This window comes from Leptolyngbya sp. FACHB-711, assembly GCF_014695615.1.
Taxonomy (GTDB): domain Bacteria; phylum Cyanobacteriota; class Cyanobacteriia; order Elainellales; family Elainellaceae; genus Leptolyngbya_A.
On sequence record NZ_JACJOR010000518.1, the window covers coordinates 1 to 19,202 of the forward strand.

The window sequence follows — 19,202 nt, forward strand, 5'->3', positions numbered from 1 at the left end:
TTAGGGGGCGATGCAGAAGCTCAATTGGGTTCTTCATATTTCTATTCAGCAACGCTGGAATTCGTTCTGCTCAAAAATCCTGCTTCGCATCCTATGGGAATCCCTCTCAAGATCAACGCGAGACGCTTCCTGGTCATCGTAGCGTTATCAATAATCAAACCTTGAATCAGAACTTGAATCAGAACCTGAGACTGTCTGAACTCGATCAGGCTAATTGGCTCACTTAACACCCCCGCTCACTCTGCATACCCCTCACCACAAAAGCTCATGATAGAAACCACAGATGACCTCGAATTAGATCTCAACGCTCTCATCCGGGAGTATGGATTAATTTCCACGCTGGAAGCCTTGCGAGAACTCGTAGACAACCGCGCTGACAGCACAGAGACGATCGCCGCTGAATCGGATTCTACTGAATCGAGCGATGAATCACTCAATGAACAGGCTGAGGCATTTCGCGACGTATCCCGCGCCCTCACGACGCTGCTCAAGACCCTGCCGCCCGAACTCGACTTCGAGATGGCACTCGAGCAAATTACGCACACCTCAACCGATTTAGACTCCGGCACTGGCATGCTAACCTACGGGCAACTGTCCTAGGAAGCTTATCTCAGGAAGCGAAGTCAGTTGAGCAAGTCGAGTAAAACAAAGGATTGGATAAAACGGCAATCAGGCTTCGGCGCGATCGAGAACCGTTCCTTTAACACAGGCACTCGTTAGCGTCGTTCCCTGAAGATTTGCGCCTTCTAGATCTGCACAAAGCAGGTTTGCCCCGCTCAGATTCGCTCCGGCTAAATTTGCGTCCCGCAGATCTGCCTCTTCCAGGTTTGCTCCGGTTAGCATCGCACCTTGAAGGTCTGCCTGTGCCAGGTTTGCCCCTGCCAAATTTGCGCTATTGAAGTTTGCCCCACGCAGGTCTGCCCCACGCAAATCAACACCCTGCAAGCTAACGCCCATCAAATTTGCGCCACTCAGAAATGCGCCTGCCAGCGTGGTTTGTGCCAGTCGGGACTGCATTAGATTCGCCCCACGCAAATTTGCGCCTCGCAGGTCTGCCTCCGACAGGTCTGCCTGCATCAGGTTTGCCCCAACGAGATTCGCTCTTAAATCCGCCCCAACCAGACAGCAGCCCATCAAGCTCGCACCGTCCAAATTGGCTCCGTTGAGCGTCGTTGCCCTCAGATCGGCTCCATTGAGCGTGGCTCCTGCCAAATTCACTCGGCTCAAGTTTACTTTTGACAGGTCTTCGTCTTCGAGATCTGCACCTGTGAGCCGCTTCACTTTTCCTGCGCGAATTGCTTCAATATCCATCGTTTCCTGTCCTTGGTGATAACTGAACTGCATCTAACAACGAATGCTTCCAGCAAAGGGATAGTAGGAATTTTTAGGAGCCTGTTTTGGAGATCGTCTCTTCTGATTCACTCCCCTCTGGCTCAGAACCATAAGACAGCAATTCTTCCGAGGAGTGAGAATCCAGCAGCCACAGTCCAGCAGCAATTTTGGGCAGCGCAACGGGTAAACTTATGCCCTGCTGCATCGCGCTTACCAACAGACCCAGAGCCTCAACCAGCTTCGGGTCCCACTGCTCATTTGCACCCTGCTGACAGGATTGGTATGCCTGCAAAGCAGCTTCGGCATCGGGAGTACCGCTCGATCGCGCCTGCGCCGATTTTTGCTGAAAGTCAGCAATCAGCCCCAGAATTCGCGACTCCACTGGAATCTCATCGCCTGCTAGCCCCGAAGGACGACCAGAGCCATTCCAGCACTCGGTTTGATGGGTGAGGATGGTCGAAATTGCCTTGAGCCGCTGCATTTTCCGCAGCACTTTGACACCCGGAATAATCGGACTGGTCAGGGGTGTGGCGGCATGAGTCGCTTGACCAGAACCTTGTGCACTGAGTACCGTTTCGATCGGCTGAAGAAACGCAATCCGATGCAGCAAACCCGCCAACCGCAAACGATGAAGCTGCCAGGCAGGAAGGTCCAAAAGCTGACCCATTGCTTCTGCCAGCGTTGCCACTTCGGCAGCGGCATTAGGATTACTCAGGTCAGTCTGGTCAATCAACTGAGCGATTCGCAGCAGTGCCTGAAGTTCGTTGGAGGTGAGATTGCTTACCAAAGCATGGGGTTGGGGGTCAGTCGTGACGGTTTGCTGGCTCTCTTCCAGATACTCGATCACCCGCATCACAATATCGCCCAGATGATCGGCAGTCGGCGTATGACACAGTGCATCATGGTGCTGCGATCGATCGATCAACTCCGCCAGATGGGTTTGAAGCTGCTGCTGAAGGGCGGGGTTATAGCGTCCTACGTGGTCGATCGCCAGGGCTGCGGTTTCCTGTACCAGGCTAGGTTCAAACGTCCAGAGTCCGTAAAACTTGCGCTCCAAGTCTGCCTGCGGTCTACCTGCCGTTCCGTAATCTTCGTCAGAAAGCTCCTGACACAGCACCATTGCAGTGTAATTGGGCGACACGATAATTAAGTGCCACTCCTGCGCTACAGCATCGGTCGGATCAAGCGTAACCAGATCTACGTTCGCCTTATGACTGGTGGGATGGTCGGTAAAGCCTGCATCTGCCCCGGCTAAAATCACGACCTGACGCGATCGATCGGCAATGTCACCATAGCGATCGGCTTCTTGGAGATACCACTTGCCGCGTTGAAATGCCGTGATCATCAGGGGCTGGTAGTCTGCCGATAGAATGGCATCCTCCAGCGCATGACAAAGGGCGACCAGCGTGTTTTTGTAATACACCCCAAAATTAAGCGGTCGCTTTTCAGGGAAACTCGATCGGTGCGCGTCACCCAGCTTTTGCAGAATGGAACCTTGCAGCATTGCGGCAACTTAAGCAAAACTTCTCATCTCTATCATCGCAAATGATTTTGCTTCTTCAAGGAGATCAGTCAGAGATAAATCCAGATTGCTTTCCTCATCTCGTCCAGGTTCCTTTCAGTCTGCAAACAAGCGATATGATAAGGATATTAAGTAATGTAACACGCCATTAGGAATTTGCAGAATTTATGACAAGGAAACACGGTCGGCGCGTGGTCGTGATTGGGGCAGGAATTGGGGGGCTGACCGCAGGCGCCTTGCTAGCTCATCGCGGCTATTCCGTTCTGGTGCTGGATCAGGCGATCGTCCCCGGGGGCTGTGCCTCTACGTTTAAGCGGCGCGGCTTTACCTTTGATGTGGGCGCAACCCAGGTCGCAGGGCTGGAACCGGGCGGCGTTCACCACCGAATTTTTCAGGAGTTAGGAATTGAACCCCCGGCGGCAACCGAGTGCGACCCTGCCTGTGCCGTGTACCTTCCTGGTGAAACGCAACCAATCAACGTCTGGCGTGACCCGCAGCAATGGCAGGCAGAACGACAAAAGCAGTTTCCCGGCAGCGAACCCTTTTGGCAACTGATGGCGGATTTGTTTCGCTATAGCTGGGCGTTTCAGTCTCGCGATCCAGTGCTGCCGCCGCGCGATCTGTGGGATATTGGGCAGCTCGTTCAAGCCGTTCGCCCCGATACCCTGCTGACCTTGCCTCATACCTTCTCTACAGTCGGTCAGGTGTTGCGCTGGTATGGGCTGGGGCATGATTACCGCCTGAAGACCTTTCTCGATATGCAGCTTAAGCTTTATTCCCAGGTGAGCGCAGACGAAACAGCGTTGCTTTATGCCGCAACCGCGCTGGCAGTGTCTCAAGAGCCGCATGGACTGTTTCACCTTCAGGGCAGTATGCAGGCATTGAGCGATCGACTCGTCGAATCCCTAGAGCGGGATGGCGGTCGGCTCCTGATGCGGCATACTGTTGAGCGGATTTTGACCGAAGGCAAGCAGGTGAAAGCGGTGCAAATTCGCAGCCAGAAAACGGGAGAAGTCTGGACAGAATCCGCCGACCAGGTAGTGGCAAATGTCACAGTACAGAATCTGGTGAAGCTTTTGGGCAATGCGGTTCCCCAAGGCTATCGAAATCGCATTACAAAACTGCCGCCTGCCTCTAGCGCTTTTGTTATCTATTTGGGCGTAAAGCAGGACGCGCTGCCTGCCAACTGTCCGCCCCACCTTCAGTTTCTTTACGACTACGCGGGACCGATCGCCGAAAACAACTCGTTCTTTGTGTCCGTCAGCAAGCCGGGAGACGGCCGAGCTCCAGAAGGTCATGCCACAATCATTGCCTCTTCGTTTACCGACCCTAAACGCTGGTGGGACTGCTCGATCGAAGACTATCAGCAGCTCAAACAGCAGTACACCGACCAGGCGCTTTCCCGCCTTTCCCAATATTTCCAGCTCACGCCGGAGACAATCGTGCATCAGGAAGCCGCTACGCCCCGCACCTTTGCCCACTACACCGGACGCAGCAAAGGCATTGTCGGCGGCATTGGTCAACGCATTCCCACCTTTGGTCCGTTTGGGTTTGCGACGCGCACTCCAATTCGATCACTCTGGCTCGTGGGAGACTCGACCCATCCTGGTGAGGGCACAGCAGGGGTAAGTTATTCAGCGTTGACCGTGATGCGGCAGGTTGAGCAGGAAGTGAAAAGGTAAGTGAGCGCGTGAGGGCGTGCCACACTAAAGACAGCAATCCGGCAAGATCTCAGGAGGCTTGGGTGATGACAATCTCCACCGAGAACAAGGTCTGGACGGATGAGGAATTCATGGCATTGTCCCAGGATGGGCATCGCTATGAATTGGTTAACGGGCAGCTAGCGGATATGGGCAATTTTGGAATGGAGCATGGAGGCATTAGCTCATTTCTGGGTGGTCTCTTAGCGATTCATGTTCGGCAGCACAAGCATCGTTCCTGGCTTTTCAATGCCTGTTTCCGAACTATTTGAGGAGTGGGATTTTTAAGGAGAGATTTGACGCAGTCGTAAGCCTCCCGCAGTGTCCCCTGAATTCCCCAATACTGGGGAACTTTGAAATTCCTTTAAGCCTGATTGCGTAACTCTCGGACCATCTCTTGCGCTGAATTCTTGCTCCACGCTTGCTCAAAGGGACAAGAAATCTGCTCGCCCTCTAAACCCAAAAGTTATCCCTTTCAACTCAAAACTTGTCTTTCCAATCCTAGAAGTTGCACTGCAAAACAGAAACGATCGCTTTTTGAACTCAGAATTTGCCTGCAGACAAGTTCTATAACGAGCTACGGTGCATGGAAGACAAGAAATATCGCATGGTGATCAGCCGCTAGCGGAAAGATGCCAAATGCGAAGCTCAAAAGGAATGGGTCTTCCATCACGACAAGATCGCGGAATTTTTTCATTGTCCAGACTTTCTTCCGTCTTTTGACAGAGCCAAAATTCGTTTGAATTCAACTTAATTCCCCTACAGGGAGAGTGTATTCGTTGTTACCAGCGGGCTACTCTTATGGCGTAAACGAATTTTTGACAAGCATTTTCAAAATGAGTAGCAAAGCCATGAATAAAGAACGTGATAACACCAAGCACACTGCTTCCGATTCTGCCGATCGCGCTGCTGATAACGCCTACGACCCCCATATTACTCCTGCTGAAACGGGTGCCCGCATGGAGCGAGAAGGCGATCGGTTTAAGACTCATCCCACTGAAGAACAGGAAGCCACTGCCCTCACCAATGAGCAGACTGACGCACAGAGCATCCACACCACAGACGGCTACACCGTTGATAAAGAAGGATTGCTGAACAACTACGCGATCGAGCCAGAGATGTACTACGAAGTCCCAGGCGATGCACGTCAGGCTGAAGAAGCAAGAGAGGCTGAACAGGCTGAAGAACGAGCAGAAGTGAATGAAGACAGTGCTGGAGATTTGACGATTGAGGGCGACAAACGCGGCAGAGGACCTGGAATGGTGTAATTGGCAGCGTCGTTCTAACTAAACGATGTCATGAACCAAACGATGTCATGAACAGGGGGACTGTGCTCCCCCTCATTACTTTTTGCAGCAGGACGCAAGACTCTGAGCATGGCTCGCTCGGTTTTTCCAGTCGTTGCCTTCGTCTGGACTGCGGCGTGTAAAACTCCACCATGCCGCTTCTCATCGAATCTAATCGGCGTACTTCAACCTGACAAACCAGCCCATAATCGATCTCCCTGGTTGCAGGATATCTCCAGGGTAGAGTGCCAAATTCTAAAATTTGTTTCTGATATGACAAAAATTGCTATTTTGTGAATGTCGGTCTTTAGAAGGAGAGGTAGGTAAATACAGCCATCCTTCCCAATTCCCACAACGAAAAAAAGGACACAACCCCTGTGTCCTTCGTCTTCAATATTCAAACTGACATCTGGTGTGACTGCCTAGAGCTTCTCAATTTGCGGAACAATCACTTCAGCAACATCCTGGATTCCAACCGGGGTAGGCTGCTCTTGAGCTAAACCTGCGGGTTGAAGCAGCGGCGTGCGGGTAACCGAGCTGTCTGCCAGACCAAAGAGCGGATTGGAGAGGATGCCGCCGATCGCCGTAAACACCAGACAGACGATCAAGCCAACCTGAAGCGGACGCATTCCCGGCAGATTCCAGCGAATTTCGGGGTAGTTTTTCACCGCGTCGGACATTTCCTCCGGCTCTTTCACCACCATCATTTTCACCACACGGATGTAGTAATAAATCGAGATAACGCTGGTTAGCAGACCGATGAGCACCAGTCCATAAGCTCCAGCCTGCCAGCCTGCCCAAAACAGGTAGACCTTCCCGAAAAAGCCTGCTAACGGCGGAATACCGCCCAGAGACAAGAGACACAGGCTGAGGCAAAGCGTGAGCAGCGGGTCTTTCTGATACAGACCGCTGTATTCGCTGATTTCGTCGGTTCCCGTTCTGAGGGTGAAGAGAATCACGCAGGCAAAGCCGCCCAGGTTCATGAACAGGTAGACCATCAGGTAGAAGATCATGCTGGAATAGCCTGCATCCGTACCAACAATCAGACCGATCATGACAAAGCCTGCCTGGGCGATCGACGAATAGGCCAGCATCCGCTTCATGCTCGACTGCGCCAGCGCAACCACATTGCCCAGTACCATACTGAGAATCGCCAGGGCTGCCATCACAAAGTGCCACTGCTCCGACACAGCAGGGAAGGCAGTTACTAGCAGGCGAATCGCTAGGGCAAATCCAGCCGCCTTGGAACCAACCGACAGGAACGCTACGACAGGAGTCGGAGAACCTTCGTAAACGTCAGGCGTCCACTGGTGGAAGGGCACAGCCGCGATTTTGAACGCAATTCCGGCGATCACAAACACCAGTGCGATCACAATACCGAGCGACTGTTCGCCGCCAACCACGTTTGCTGTGATAGCCGTGAGGCGAGTTTGACCACCCGACAGTCCATAGAGCAGCGAAACGCCGTACAGGAAGATGGCAGAACTGGTCGCGCCGATTAGCAAATACTTGAGGGCAGCTTCGTTAGATCGCGGGTCACGCTTCATGTAGCCCGTCAGCAGATAGGAAGAGATACTGAGGGTTTCTAGCGCAACGTAGATCATGATCAGCTCATCAGAGCCAGACAACAGCATCCCACCTACGGTTGCGGTCAGCAGAATCACCAAAAACTCGCCCAGGGGCGTGCCCGACTGCTCGATATAGCGCACCGTAATCAGGATTGTCACCGCAGCCGAAAGGGCGATAATTCCGCGAAACACAATACTGAGGGCATCGGAGTTAAATGATCCAAGAAAGGCGATCGGGCTAGCGATATCCCACTGGTAAAAAAGAGCCACGATCGCACTCAAGAGTCCGCCGATCGCGAAGTAGGGAGTCCAGCGGGTCGCGGATCGTCCGCCAATGATGTCGCCGAGCAGGACGACCATCAGCGTAATAATCACGATTCCTTCTGGAAGAATGGTGCCAGCATTAAGCTGGGAGGCAAGATTGGCAAAGTCCATAGGATTCTGGCTGTCTGCGGAGAATCAACAAGAAGGATCAGTGAGAGCAGAGAACGCCAGTCGATACGGGGCAGTTCCCTCTAATCGTGAATCGAACCGAGGGTGATCGAACCGGACTGATGCCTCCGAGAATCTTAAACAATCCTTCATAGTGGATCATATCGTGTAGAGGTTGAACGTTCCCGATGTCATGATGAGGAAATCGGCAGGTTTAACCCCTGATTCTGCTGATATTAATGATAAGGAGAGGCGAATCTGCTCAAGATGTTGTTAGGATGATGCACTAATGCCCGATTACCTCGTAGGAAAAACCGCCTCGTATTGCCCGTTCCAGCGCAGTTTCTCCCCAGTCGGACTTCGGCAAACCGTCCTTCGCACCGTTGGCAGTCTTCCCAGAAGAACGTTATTTTAGGATTCCAGATAGGTTCGCCGCCCCCTGTTCACCCGCATCACACTCCCTGGAAGAGCAATTGTTGCCATGTCAACCCTGGTTATTGTTGAATCTCCCACTAAAGCAAAGACGATCCGCGGCTTCCTGCCTCGCGGCTATCAGGTCGAGGCATCGATGGGGCACGTTCGCGATCTGCCTCAGACTGCGAAAGAGATTCCAGAAACGGTCAAATCCGAAGAGTGGGCGAAGATTGGTGTGAATGTAGATGGGAACTTTGAACCGCTCTACGTGATTCCCCAGGATAAAAAGAAAGTCGTCAAGGCACTCAAAGATGCGCTAAAAAACGCCGACGAACTTGTCCTAGCAACTGACGAAGACCGAGAAGGTGAAAGCATTAGCTGGCATTTGCTCCAGGTGCTTCAGCCCAAGGTTCCGATCAAACGGATGGTCTTCCACGAAATTACTGAAGAGGCAATCCAGGAAGCTCTGAAAAACTGCCGCACCGTCGATGAACAGCTTGTTCGGGCACAGGAAACCCGCCGCATCCTCGATCGCCTCGTGGGATACACCCTTTCACCCCTGCTCTGGAAAAAAATTGCCTGGGGCTTATCGGCAGGTCGGGTTCAATCCGTTGCTGTGCGGTTACTGGTAAAACGGGAACGGCAGCGTCGCGCCTTCCGCAAAGGCTCCTACTGGGATCTGAAATCCACCCTTAGCAAGGACAATACGCCGTTCGAAGCGCGATTGGTCAGCTTGCGCGGAACCCGGATCGCCAACGGCAGCGACTTTGACGAAAACAGCGGACAAATTATTGCTGGACGTAACGTTTTATTACTAGAAGAAGCCGAAGCTCGATCGCTCGTCGATCGTCTTCAGTCTCAGCCGTGGCAAGTCACCAATCTGGAGGAACGCGCTTCTACCCGCAAGCCGTCTCCACCCTTCACGACTTCCACCCTGCAACAGGAATCAAACCGCAAGCTGAAGCTCTCTGCCCGTGACACCATGCGCGTAGCTCAGAGCCTCTACGAGCAGGGCTACATTACGTACATGCGAACGGACTCGGTGAACCTATCGCAGCAGGCGATCGTTGCTGCCCGAAGCTGTGTGGAGCAGATGTACGGCAAAGAATACCTCAGCCCAGAGCCGCGCCGTTATTCCACCAAAAGCAAGGGCGCACAGGAGGCACACGAAGCCATCCGTCCCGCAGGCAGCACCTTCCGCACGCCCCAGGAAACCGGACTTTCTGGGCGAGAGCTTCAGCTTTATGACCTGATCTGGAAGCGGACGGTCGCCACCCAGATGGCAGAAGTACAGCAGCTCAACATTACGGTGCAGCTTCAGGTTGAGGATGCCGGATTTCGGGCGACAGGCAAGCGAATTGTTTTTCCTGGATTCTTCCGCGCCTACGTGGAGGGATCAGACGACCCGGATGCAGCGATCGAAAGCCAAGAGGTGATCCTGCCTTCACTGCGAACGGGCGATCGTCCTAACTGTCAGGATCTAGAGGCGATCGGGCATGAGACCCAGCCTCCCGCACGGTTCACAGAAGCTTCGCTGGTGAAAACGCTGGAAAGTGAAGGCATTGGGCGTCCAAGTACCTATGCCAGCATTATTGGCACGATTATCGATCGGGGCTATGCCCAGATGGTGAATAATGCCTTGATTCCCACCTTCACCGCCTTCGCCGTGACCGGACTGCTGGAAAAGCATTTCCCTGATCTGGTTGATACTAGCTTTACGGCACGAATGGAGCAGACTCTGGACGAAATCTCGACTGGAGAAGCGCAGTGGTTGCCCTATCTACAACAGTTCTACCGGGGCGAGCAGGGCTTAGAAAACCAGGTGAAGCAGCGAGAGAGCCAGATTGACCCCACCGAAGCCCGCACCCTAGATTTAGAGGGGCTGGAAGCAAAAGTTCGCATCGGCAAATACGGGGCCTATCTGGAAGTCGATGGTGATGAGGGAGCCGTAAAAGCTTCGATTCCGCAAGACCTGACCCCTGCCGATCTCGACCCGGAGCAGGTGGAAGTGCTGCTGCGCCAGAAAACTGAAGGTCCAGATAAGGTGGGCTTTCATCCCGAAACGGGCGAACCGATTTATCTACGAATTGGTCCCTACGGTCACTACGTCCAGCTCGGTGACGAAAGCGAAGCCAATCCAAAGCCAAAGCGGGCATCGCTGCCCAAAGGCATGAATCCGCAGCAAATGACGCTAGAAACTGCTGTGGGGCTGCTGGCTCTGCCGCGCACGCTCGGAGTTCACGCGGAGACAGGCGGCAAGATTCAGGCAAACCTGGGGCGGTTTGGTCCTTATGTAGTGCATGATCAGGGCAAAGAAGGCAAGGACTATCGATCGCTTAAAGGCGACGACAACGTGCTGACCATTACCCTCGATCGTGCCCTACAACTGCTCTCTGAACCCAAAGCCGGACGGGGACGCAGCAAATCTGCCAAGCCAATTCGCGAACTGGGCGCACACCCTGAAGACGGCGAACCTGTAAATATCTATAGCGGTCCCTATGGCCCCTATGTGAAGCACGGCAAGGTCAATGCTTCGCTGCCCGAAGGCGAAACCGTCGAAGGGCTGACGCTCGACAAAGCGGTGCAGGCTCTTACGGAAAAGGCAGGCACGAAGAAGAAAGGGCGATCGACTACCAAGTCCACGACCAGTAAGGCTTCGACCCGCAAATCGACCAGCAAGTCGGCAGAAAGCGACCCAGAAGAGAGCAAAACGACCAAAGCCAAAAAGACGACCAAGACGACCAGCACTAAAACTGCCGCCAAGAAAACGACAAAGTCAGCAGCGAAAACCACGAAATCTAGTGCAAAGTCTAAGGCTTCGTCCTAGCAGGAGTTTGCGCCTTGAAACGGTGAAGGATCGTGAGTTCAAGCATCGCTCAGGCTACAATTTGGGATTGCCCTTGCAAAAGCTTAGGAGCCGACGGTTGCAAACCTGGCTAAGACGATCGCTTTCCCGACAAATTGCCCTTGCGCTAGCATTGGCTTTATTGATTTTGGGCGTATTCGGTCACGTCTTTGAGGCGCGATTACTCCTCACGGGGAAGTCCTTTGCCTCAAGCCTTGCCCAAACCTCTGAACCCACTGTGCATCAGCTTGCTGAAGCTGAGGACCCTTCGCCGATGTCTACTTCTATGTCTACTTCGCTGCTGTCTCCTCAAGATCTCGATGCTATGCTGCGTGAACTTCCCGGCTGGCAGATCGAAAACGGTAAGCTGCATCGCCAGTTTCAGTTTCCTTCGTTTGTTGAGGCGTTTGGCTTTATGTCGAGCGTTGCCCTGGTTGCCGAAGCGATCGGGCATCATCCAGAGTGGTTTAATGTCTACAATCGCGTTACGGTTGACCTCACGACCCACGATGCAGGCGGCATTACGATGAAAGATATCCAGCTTGCCCGCAGAATGAGTGAACTGGCAGGCTAAATTCCCTCAACGAGAATCAGCGTGGAAAAAATACTCGTCGTTGTTCACCAGGAAACCTCTGACCCCGGCCTGGTTGAACAAGTGCTACGACAGATGGGGTATGAGCTAGATATTCGCTGTCCGGCAGTTGGTGACACACTTCCACAAACGATGGATCACCATGCTGGAGCTATTATCTTTGGCGGTCCAATGAGTGCGAACGACGATGAAACGCTGCCCTTTATCCGTACCGAACTGGACTGGATTTCGGTCGCCCTCGATTCTGGCAAGCCCTATCTTGGAATTTGTCTAGGCGCACAGATGCTTGCCAGAGTGTTAGGGGCAAAGGTTGCTCCCCACGTCGAAGAGATGCGCGAAATTGGCTTTATGCCGATCCAGCCCGTTTTAACCAGGCAAGGCCCGAGCGAACCAAACCCCTTGATTGGGCTTACCCACGTCTACCACTGGCACAGAGAAGGCTTCGAGCTACCCAACGGAGCAGAACTGCTGGCAACAGGCGAAACCTTCAAAAATCAGGCTTATCGCTATGGAGAAAACGCTTACGGAGTGCAGTTCCATCCCGAAATTACGCGATCGATGATCGACCTGTGGGTTTCTAAGGCAGGCGAACAGCTTGTCCTCCCCGGCGCACAGCCCTACGAACAGCACATTGCCGGATTCGATCGCCACGGAGCTGCCGTCGAGCGATGGCTGAGACAATTTCTGCGCCACTGGCTCCAGGACGAAGAGTTAGCGTTAGGCGCATAACCTTACCCCGTCTCCTCATCCCTTCATCTCCTCATCAAAATTCCAGCATTGCCCAATCCGGCTGCCGATAATAGCGCGTCATATCGTCAAACTTTCGCAGGTCTGCTCGCCGCACGCTGATTTCCTGAGGCGCGTCAATATCGTACCAGTACTGGTTCAAGTCGATGAGCTGCTGAGCAAGCCGATCGCGATCGGTGGTGGCTGCCGCTTCGCCGAAGTATCCTAGCGTGATGTGCGCCGTGAAATTGTACTGCTGCTCAATACCCAGCGCGATCACGTCGGGATTTTGATAAATTGTCCGACGCAGTTCAATCACCCGCTCATAGGACTCTTCATCGCGAGGCGCAAGACACACGCCCAAAGCGCGAGTTCTGAGGAATAAGCCCATGACCTGCCAGCGAATCGGCTGCTGTGCCTCCATCAAAAAGCGGCATTTATCAAAGCTTTGCCCAACTCGCTCGTGAAGCTGCGGCTCAAAGGCAGGGTCTTCGATCGCATGGTGGTAGGCACTTGCCCAAATTAAATCTGCCAGGGTGAAATGGAAGCTCTCCGGCGGCACCGGGAGCAGCAGCCCAGGTTCCAGGGTTTGAGCCGATCGCTGCTGATAATCGCGCAGAACATTGTAAAACGACTCATTTTGCGGGTCGTCTTCCCAGGGCGGAGAAATAATCGTATAGCCCGGAAACGGAGCGGGGTGGATTGTGCCATCGGGCTGACGAACAAACTTAGGAGACGGCTGAATATGCTGCACCTGCGACTGGAAAACCTCTGGCAGGGTCAGGCGTGCCACTCGATTGATATAAATCTGATAGGTATCGTCCAAGCTAACTTGCCTCGCGCTTAACTGATAGGAATCGGTATCCTCGATAGGATGGGCGATCGTCCCACAGGGGAAACTGCTTCACCGCGATCCAGGAGTGATCCAGAAGGTTTGAAACCTGCTTTCTGAAATCTAATCCCAATCCTCGATCGAGAATGGTAAACAAAAAGGTTCATCTAATACTTTCCCTACTCTACCGGGAATCTGCTCCAAAATGGAGGGCGGGGATCACGCAGTCGAGGTCGCATTCATGCCAATTTACTTTTACTGGGGCGATGATGATTTTGCCTTAAATCGGGCAGTGGAAGCGTTGCGCGATCGCACCCTTGACCCCGACTGGGCAAGCTTTAACTATGACAAGATTCCCCCCGAACAAAGCGATGGCATTACCCAAGCACTCAATCAAGTGATGACTGCACCCTTTGGGACGGGCAGCAGACTCGTTTGGCTAGTTGAGACTTCTCTGGCTCAGCGATGTTCTGAGGAACTTCTGAGCGAGCTTGACCGAACGCTTCCGGCGATTCCAGATACTAACGTACTCCTACTAACCTCCAGCAGTAAACCTGACGGACGGATTAAATCGACCAAACTGCTGCAAAAATACGCCGAAATCCGCGAGTTTGCCTTGATTCCCCCCTGGAAGACCGACCAGATCATCGAGCAGGTGCGGCGATCGGCTCAGGAAATGGGCGTGAAGTTAACCCGTGATGCGGTGCAGCTTTTAGCAGACTCGGTAGGCAATCAGTCGCGGCAGCTGTATCTAGAGCTAGAGAAACTGTCGCTCCATAGCAAATCTCAGTCGGAACCCCTGGATGAAGCGATCGTTGCCAGCCTCGTCACCAACTACACGCAAAATAGCCTCCAGCTTGCCAGCGCAATTCAGCAGGGAGATACGGGAAAAGCCCTGACCCTGGTGGCTGACCTGTTTAAGCAAAACGAGCCACCGCTTCGCATTGTGTCCACGCTGGTAGGACAGTTTCGCACCTGGCTGTGGATCAAGCTGATGGTGGAGTCGGGTGAACGTGACGATCGCGAAATTGCTCGAATGGCAGAAGTGAGTAATCCGAAGCGGATTTATTTTCTGAAGCAGGAAGTGCGATCGCTTCCCCTGGATAGCCTGAGACAAACGTTGCCGCTGCTGCTGGAGCTAGAGTTTAGCCTTAAAAGCCAGGGCGGCGATCCAATGGCAGTGCTTCAAACAAAAGTGATTGAACTGTGCCAACTGTTTGTCCGGCAGCATCAGCCTGGAACATCTCGCCCCTAAAATAATTCAAGGCATTCAGAATACCTGAATCGTTACGACTTTAGTAACCGTTAACTATGATCTCCGCGCTACGTCCCTTGTCTCGTCTGAAATGGAATCGCCAATTGCAATTTGGTTTAATTGCGACAGCTTCGGCTGTGGGTGTGCTAGTGGGCTGGGTTCCCAGCTACCACGCGCCTACGGCGTCTCTGAGCTTTAGCAGCAGTGCCCAGGCGCAATCGGTCAGCAGCGACGAAATTCAACGCTATGCCCGTGCGGTGCTGTCGATTGAACCCCTGCGGCAAAGCACCTACAACACGATCAAAAATCGGGTCGGCTATGTGCCCGCGATTCGCTGCGATGTCCCTAGCAGCCTGCAAGAACTCGATTCCGGCATTCGCCAGAACGCGATCGAATTTTGCAATAGCGCAATTCAGATCGCCGATCGAAACCAGTTGAGCATTACCCGCTTTAATCAAATCACCGCTGCCCACGAGAATGATCCGACTCTGGCAGAGCGGATCCAGCAGGCAATCCTACAGCTTCAGTAGGGAAACCCCCACCCTAAATTCCTCTCTCAGGAAGGGCGAGGGAGTTTGAATTCAACTCACGCTCTGATTGCAGCTTCGGCTCCCCTTTGCCTCTGGTGGAAGCAGGGGTTAGGGGATCAAGGGGGAATTTTCGATTCTTACAGCAGATCTCTTAAATCGACGCTTAAATCCATGCTCTTAAGGTAAATCCACGTTCTTAAGGAAAAGCGATCGTCGCCCCCTGGGTGTCAATCTGCACCCGCTGGGTTTGCACGGTGACTCCGGCGGCTGTCCAGGCTTGGGTTAACGCAGATTCGACCGCAGCAGCGCGATCGGGGCGAGTCAGTGCCAGCAAGGTGGGTCCGGCTCCGCTAATCACTAATCCATCCGCTCCCGCCGCTATCACCGCTTCCTCAACCGAGGAGTAACCGTGAATCAGGGATTGACGATAGGGCTGATGAATCTTGTCTTGAAGGGCGGTCTGGAGCCAATCCGATCGCCCGCTTTCTAATGCCCGAATCAGCAAGCCCAGATGGGCAATATTAAAAATCGCATCCTGACGGCTATATTGAGCAGGCAACACGCGCCGCGCTTCCGCGGTAGACAGCTCAAAATCAGGAATGGCAACGATCGGCACAATGTCTTGATGCCACCCAACTTCACAAATTGCCCAGCCGCCGTCTAGCTGAGTTGCCGCAAGCCGACAGCCACCTAGCAAAGCAGGCACAACGTTATCGGGATGTCCTTCCAGTTCGATCGCCAGCTTCATGATCTGTTCGCGAGACAGGGGCGATCCGGCAAGGGCATTTGCGCCGACCAGTCCACCTACGATCGCGGTGGCAGAGCTGCCTAACCCTCGCGCCAGTGGAACCTGAAGATCGATCGCCAGATGCAGCGGAGGCGGGGTTTTGCCTAAGGTTTGATAAAAATGCTCAAAGGCGTGATAGGCGAGATTGCGATCGTCTGTGGCAACGCGATCAGCTTCGAGTCCGGTGGCTGCGATCGTAAGCGGCGATTCTGTGTCCGGCAAAGCAGTAAACTGAAACCGATTGTAAAGCGTGAATGCTGCCCCGATGCAGTCAAAGCCGGGACCCAGATTCGCAGTCGTTGCAGGAACCGTAACCGTCACAGTTGAAACAGCCATGAGCAAAATGAAGATAGTCAGCAATCAGGCAGAATCAGTTTACTATTCCCCGTACCCCGCCCGAAAGGAATCCCTGGCATGAATGGCTCTCTGAACGACTCACTCAGCGTTTTGCTCAAAATCGGGCTACTGTCGGCAGCAATTTCGATCGCCATCAAATTCTTGCCTTTCCTGGAAAAGATTCCAGAAACGTCTAGCCTTGCCCTAGCTCTCGTGCTGAGTCCCTCGATCCTGATGGCGGGGCTGCTGGCTTGGCGATCGAAAAAAGTCCAGGAATAATCGCAAAAGGCAACCCTAAGAGGAATTTAGAATGCGATCGATCGCAGAAATCAACGACAAGATTCAAGCTGGGAAAGCGATCGTCTGGACGGCGGAGGAACTAAAAGCACGGGTGCAGGAAATTGGCGTGACCCAGGCGACTAAACAGGTCGATGTGATCACTACAGGTGCATTTGAGCCGATGGAGTCCTCCGGCGCGATTTTGAATCTGGGACAGACCGATCCGCCGATCAAAATTCGTCAGTGCTGGCTGGATGGGGTCGCGGCATACGCCGGATTTGGCGCAGTCGATTTATACCTGGGCGCGACGCAGATGACCGAATTCCCGGGCAAAAGTGATGGACCAGACGGAGATGAGCAACGAGAGCGGGGCGGCGGTCATGTAATTGCCGATTTGATTGCGGGTAAGGCAGTCCATCTGCGGGCAAGCGGTCAATCAACGGACTGTTATTCACGGGCTTCGTTTGAAACGACGATTACCCGCGACACGATCAACCAGTTCTATCTCTTCAACCCGCGCAATGCCTATCAAAATTTCATTGTGGGCGTCAATGGAGGCGATCGACCGCTCTACACCTATCTGGGACCGCTTCAGCCCCACCTGGGCAATGCGGTGTACTCCAATCCGGGCGCAATGTCGCCGCTCATGAACGATCCCGATTTGCAGGTGGTGGGCATTGGGACACGCATCTTTCTGGGGGGCGGTGTGGGCTATGTGGCGTGGGAAGGAACCCAGCATTTTCCGCTGCAAAAACGATTGCCGAATCATACTCCGGTTGGACCCGGTGCAACTCTTGCCCTGATCGGCGATGCCAAGCAAATGCAGTCCCAGTGGGTGCGCGGCTGCTACTTTCGTGGCTATGGTCCTTCGCTGATGCTGGGGGTGGGAATTCCGCTGCCTGTGCTAAATGAGGAAGTCGTTTTGCGATCGTCTGTCCGCGACCAGGATTTGGTGGTTCCCGTGGTGGATTTTTCGATTCCGCGTCGGGTACGTCCGACCTTTGGATTGGTCAGCTATGCCCAGCTTAAGTCGGGTCGAATTACGATCGACGGCAAAACAGTGCGGGTGGCTTCGCTGTCGAGCCTCTATCTTGCCCGTCAGATCGCGCTGGAGCTAAAGCAGTGGATTACCTCTGGGCAATTCACCCTGACCGAACCCGTTGCCTCGATTCCGATGGATCGGGCGTTTCTAGCGCAGGATCGCTGGGGTAGTCAGCTTACACTGGAGTAATTTCCTGATCAGCAGACGACGAAACCGCAGGATGACTGGATGAGCCAGCAGTTCCTACTTCAACTGAGCCAGCAGTTCCTACTTCAGCAGATTGGGCAGGAGTCATTGTGACCTGGGAAAAGCTGCTTTGCACTAGGTTTAACCGAGCCTGGGTTGAGCACATCTGCGAAAAAATGCGGTAGGTTTCCAAGTTGGGCTGCGGCACAGAATAACGCCCGGTATAACGCTGGGCCTGGTTCATATTCACAAGAGTATACTGTACGTTCTCGGTATAAATTGTGAGCGTGATGTGCAGAATTTCCAGGAAGTCAATCACCTGGCGGCACTCTTCTTCTGGGTACTGCTTGTAGTATCGAATAATCTCAGCAATTCGAGTTTCCAAGTGAACGCGAACATAACGACAAACCAGCACAATTTTCAGCAGCACAATCACCAGCAGCAGCGCGTTTCCCCTAGACAGCAGCAGAATGAACAGAGCAGAAGGTTCTTCGCCGTTTTCGGTTAACAAATAATCAATCATTCGATTCGCTGTTCGCATAAGCAGCGCAGAGGTAATAGGCTGATTATCGCGATCGCCGTATAGCGGCACCAGCTTTTCCGCAAGATGCTCCTGAAGGGTTTGTACGAACTGAGGATGATCGAGCGAAAACGTCAGATACTCCAGCAAACTTTGCTTGAATTCCTGATAGCTTAAACCCTGAATTTGCCCAATAAAAATCCGGGCAATATTCGAGTAACTAAAAGAGCCACGTCGCAGCACAATGCGCTTAATCAAATGCAGAACTCGATCGCCTAATCCCGTTGGATTTTTAAGTCTTTGCACACTGATAGAACTTTGCGACAGCGCAGTATAGCGTGCCAGATCAAACTTAAACTGCTCTCGAAGCTGTCTGGAGAGTTTACAGGCTGCCTGCCGCTGTTCGATCGAGTTATTCAGATTGGCAAATTGAGAAGCCAGTAAGTAAGACGCAAAGTGATGAGTCCAATTTTGTTTTTGCTGATCGTATCGCTCTACATAAAGCTTTAGTTCCTGGAAATCGGTACTGGCGGCAAACTCGCGCAGCCATTGGTGCAGCCGCTTGAGCGTTGGTGAGATCGAGGGGCGATCGAGAATGGAATCAGAAAAGAGTTCAATCAACTGTTGAATCAGTTCATGATTACGGCGCACATCCCAGTTATTAATCAAGATGTAGCACGCTCGCTTGAGCGTATAGCAAAATTCCTGCTTAGCGTTCAAAAAAATAATCTTATGCAGGCAGATTAAAACTTCAGTGTTCGCTGCCTGGGAATGATGAATAAAAAGATGCTTAAACTCGGTTAGAACATCACCCGGCATCCAGCTCTTCACAATGTTTAGCAGATAGTCATAAACGATCTGCTGTGCCTGCTGAACCGTATGCGAGGATTCAGAACGAGATATTTCTGAGTGTGGCGATGCTGAGCGATGGCTAACAGAAACCGCAGCCAACGGGGAATTAGAAGATTCTCCAATCATGGAAGTCAAGCGCAGGAATTGCAGAAAATAAAATGCTCTG

The 19,202-nt window shown here is 52.9% G+C and carries 18 protein-coding genes; 11 read left to right on the plus strand and 7 right to left on the minus strand.

The window, feature by feature from the left end; genetic code table 11:
- The first annotated feature begins 267 nt into the window (after positions 1-267).
- Positions 268-600: a hypothetical protein gene (locus H6F80_RS25265; RefSeq protein ID WP_190794273.1), complete on the plus strand. Its 333-nt coding sequence runs from the start codon at positions 268-270 to the stop codon at positions 598-600.
- A 69-nt stretch (positions 601-669) separates the two neighbouring features.
- Here the strand turns inward: H6F80_RS25265 and H6F80_RS25270 are convergent, their stop codons facing one another.
- Positions 670-1,311 carry a pentapeptide repeat-containing protein gene (locus H6F80_RS25270; protein ID WP_190794274.1) on the minus strand — a complete coding sequence of 214 codons (642 nt, stop codon included), beginning with the start codon at positions 1,309-1,311 and terminating at the stop codon, positions 670-672.
- Positions 1,312-1,384: 73 nt separating this feature from the next.
- Positions 1,385-2,836, minus strand: coding sequence for a DICT sensory domain-containing protein (locus H6F80_RS25275; protein ID WP_190794275.1), 1,452 nt, complete (start codon positions 2,834-2,836; stop codon positions 1,385-1,387).
- A gap of 185 nt (positions 2,837-3,021) precedes the next feature.
- On the opposite strand from H6F80_RS25275, the gene crtD reads away from it, so the two are divergent.
- The 3 genes from crtD to H6F80_RS25290 all read left to right on the plus strand — a co-directional run bounded on the left by crtD (position 3,022) and on the right by H6F80_RS25290 (position 5,822).
- A complete protein-coding gene (crtD, locus tag H6F80_RS25280) occupies positions 3,022-4,536 on the plus strand; it encodes a C-3',4' desaturase CrtD (RefSeq protein ID WP_190794276.1) in 1,515 nt (504 codons plus the stop codon).
- A 65-nt stretch (positions 4,537-4,601) separates the two neighbouring features.
- The gene (locus H6F80_RS25285) at positions 4,602-4,826 is read left to right on the plus strand and encodes a Uma2 family endonuclease (RefSeq protein WP_199296823.1); all 225 of its coding nucleotides are present in this window, start codon (positions 4,602-4,604) and stop codon (positions 4,824-4,826) included.
- A gap of 579 nt (positions 4,827-5,405) precedes the next feature.
- Positions 5,406-5,822 (plus strand): hypothetical protein, encoded by a 417-nt coding sequence (locus H6F80_RS25290; protein WP_242067568.1) that lies wholly within the window; start codon positions 5,406-5,408, stop codon positions 5,820-5,822.
- A 440-nt stretch (positions 5,823-6,262) separates the two neighbouring features.
- Here H6F80_RS25290 and H6F80_RS25295 read toward each other — a convergent pair whose 3' ends face one another.
- The gene (locus tag H6F80_RS25295) at positions 6,263-7,843 is read right to left on the minus strand and encodes an NAD(P)H-quinone oxidoreductase subunit N (protein WP_190794278.1); all 1,581 of its coding nucleotides are present in this window, start codon (positions 7,841-7,843) and stop codon (positions 6,263-6,265) included.
- A 478-nt stretch (positions 7,844-8,321) separates the two neighbouring features.
- Here H6F80_RS25295 and topA point away from each other — a divergent pair, with 478 nt between their 5' ends.
- The 3 genes from topA (at position 8,322) to H6F80_RS25310 (ending at position 12,420) form a co-directional block, all read left to right on the plus strand.
- Positions 8,322-11,081, plus strand: a complete 2,760-nt coding sequence (gene topA, locus H6F80_RS25300) for a type I DNA topoisomerase (RefSeq protein WP_190794279.1) — start codon at positions 8,322-8,324, stop codon at positions 11,079-11,081.
- A 97-nt stretch (positions 11,082-11,178) separates the two neighbouring features.
- Positions 11,179-11,673, plus strand: coding sequence for a 4a-hydroxytetrahydrobiopterin dehydratase (locus tag H6F80_RS30100; protein ID WP_242067569.1), 495 nt, complete (start codon positions 11,179-11,181; stop codon positions 11,671-11,673).
- A 21-nt stretch (positions 11,674-11,694) separates the two neighbouring features.
- Positions 11,695-12,420: a glutamine amidotransferase-related protein gene (locus H6F80_RS25310; protein ID WP_347277925.1), complete on the plus strand. Its 726-nt coding sequence runs from the start codon at positions 11,695-11,697 to the stop codon at positions 12,418-12,420.
- 34 nt (positions 12,421-12,454) lie between these two features.
- Here H6F80_RS25310 and H6F80_RS25315 read toward each other — a convergent pair whose 3' ends face one another.
- The gene (locus tag H6F80_RS25315) at positions 12,455-13,243 is read right to left on the minus strand and encodes a DUF1868 domain-containing protein (RefSeq protein ID WP_190794280.1); all 789 of its coding nucleotides are present in this window, start codon (positions 13,241-13,243) and stop codon (positions 12,455-12,457) included.
- A gap of 1 nt (position 13,244) precedes the next feature.
- Positions 13,245-13,406, minus strand: a complete 162-nt coding sequence (locus H6F80_RS25320; RefSeq protein WP_190794281.1) for a hypothetical protein — start codon at positions 13,404-13,406, stop codon at positions 13,245-13,247.
- Between the two features lie 84 nt (positions 13,407-13,490).
- Here H6F80_RS25320 and holA point away from each other — a divergent pair, with 84 nt between their 5' ends.
- On the plus strand, positions 13,491-14,504 hold the full coding sequence (gene holA / locus H6F80_RS25325; protein WP_190794282.1) for a DNA polymerase III subunit delta: 1,014 nt from the start codon (positions 13,491-13,493) through the stop codon (positions 14,502-14,504).
- A 56-nt stretch (positions 14,505-14,560) separates the two neighbouring features.
- On the plus strand, positions 14,561-15,034 hold the full coding sequence (locus H6F80_RS25330) for a DUF4168 domain-containing protein (RefSeq protein ID WP_190794283.1): 474 nt from the start codon (positions 14,561-14,563) through the stop codon (positions 15,032-15,034).
- 196 nt (positions 15,035-15,230) lie between these two features.
- Here the strand turns inward: H6F80_RS25330 and thrB are convergent, their stop codons facing one another.
- Positions 15,231-16,157, minus strand: a complete 927-nt coding sequence (thrB, locus tag H6F80_RS25335) for a homoserine kinase (RefSeq protein ID WP_190794284.1) — start codon at positions 16,155-16,157, stop codon at positions 15,231-15,233.
- Between the two features lie 78 nt (positions 16,158-16,235).
- Here thrB and H6F80_RS25340 point away from each other — a divergent pair, with 78 nt between their 5' ends.
- Both H6F80_RS25340 and H6F80_RS25345 read left to right on the plus strand, forming a co-directional pair.
- Positions 16,236-16,436: a hypothetical protein gene (locus H6F80_RS25340; RefSeq protein ID WP_190794285.1), complete on the plus strand. Its 201-nt coding sequence runs from the start codon at positions 16,236-16,238 to the stop codon at positions 16,434-16,436.
- Positions 16,437-16,467: 31 nt separating this feature from the next.
- Positions 16,468-17,667 carry a homocysteine biosynthesis protein gene (locus H6F80_RS25345; protein ID WP_190794286.1) on the plus strand — a complete coding sequence of 400 codons (1,200 nt, stop codon included), beginning with the start codon at positions 16,468-16,470 and terminating at the stop codon, positions 17,665-17,667.
- Here the strand turns inward: H6F80_RS25345 and H6F80_RS25350 are convergent.
- On the minus strand, positions 17,654-19,202 hold a 1,549-nt coding region (locus H6F80_RS25350), incomplete at its 5' end, for a Sll1247 family protein (RefSeq protein WP_206755113.1). The genes H6F80_RS25345 and H6F80_RS25350 overlap by 14 nt on opposite strands.

Excerpts from the sequence above, each read along its gene's own strand:
- topA (WP_190794279.1), top strand. The coding sequence starts at position 8,322 with ATGTCAACCCTGGTTATTGTTGAATCTCCCACTAAAGCAAAGACGATC.
- H6F80_RS25285 (WP_199296823.1), top strand. The coding sequence starts at position 4,602 with ATGACAATCTCCACCGAGAACAAGGTCTGGACGGATGAGGAATTCATG.
- holA (WP_190794282.1), top strand. The coding sequence starts at position 13,491 with ATGCCAATTTACTTTTACTGGGGCGATGATGATTTTGCCTTAAATCGG.
- H6F80_RS25290 (WP_242067568.1), top strand. The coding sequence starts at position 5,406 with ATGAATAAAGAACGTGATAACACCAAGCACACTGCTTCCGATTCTGCC.
- H6F80_RS25275 (WP_190794275.1), bottom strand. The coding sequence starts at position 2,836 with ATGCTGCAAGGTTCCATTCTGCAAAAGCTGGGTGACGCGCACCGATCG.
- H6F80_RS25270 (WP_190794274.1), bottom strand. The coding sequence starts at position 1,311 with ATGGATATTGAAGCAATTCGCGCAGGAAAAGTGAAGCGGCTCACAGGT.
- thrB (WP_190794284.1), bottom strand. The coding sequence starts at position 16,157 with ATGGCTGTTTCAACTGTGACGGTTACGGTTCCTGCAACGACTGCGAAT.
- crtD (WP_190794276.1), top strand. The coding sequence starts at position 3,022 with ATGACAAGGAAACACGGTCGGCGCGTGGTCGTGATTGGGGCAGGAATT.
- H6F80_RS25345 (WP_190794286.1), top strand. The coding sequence starts at position 16,468 with ATGCGATCGATCGCAGAAATCAACGACAAGATTCAAGCTGGGAAAGCG.
- H6F80_RS25265 (WP_190794273.1), top strand. The coding sequence starts at position 268 with ATGATAGAAACCACAGATGACCTCGAATTAGATCTCAACGCTCTCATC.
- H6F80_RS25340 (WP_190794285.1), top strand. The coding sequence starts at position 16,236 with ATGAATGGCTCTCTGAACGACTCACTCAGCGTTTTGCTCAAAATCGGG.
- H6F80_RS25295 (WP_190794278.1), bottom strand. The coding sequence starts at position 7,843 with ATGGACTTTGCCAATCTTGCCTCCCAGCTTAATGCTGGCACCATTCTT.
- H6F80_RS25330 (WP_190794283.1), top strand. The coding sequence starts at position 14,561 with ATGATCTCCGCGCTACGTCCCTTGTCTCGTCTGAAATGGAATCGCCAA.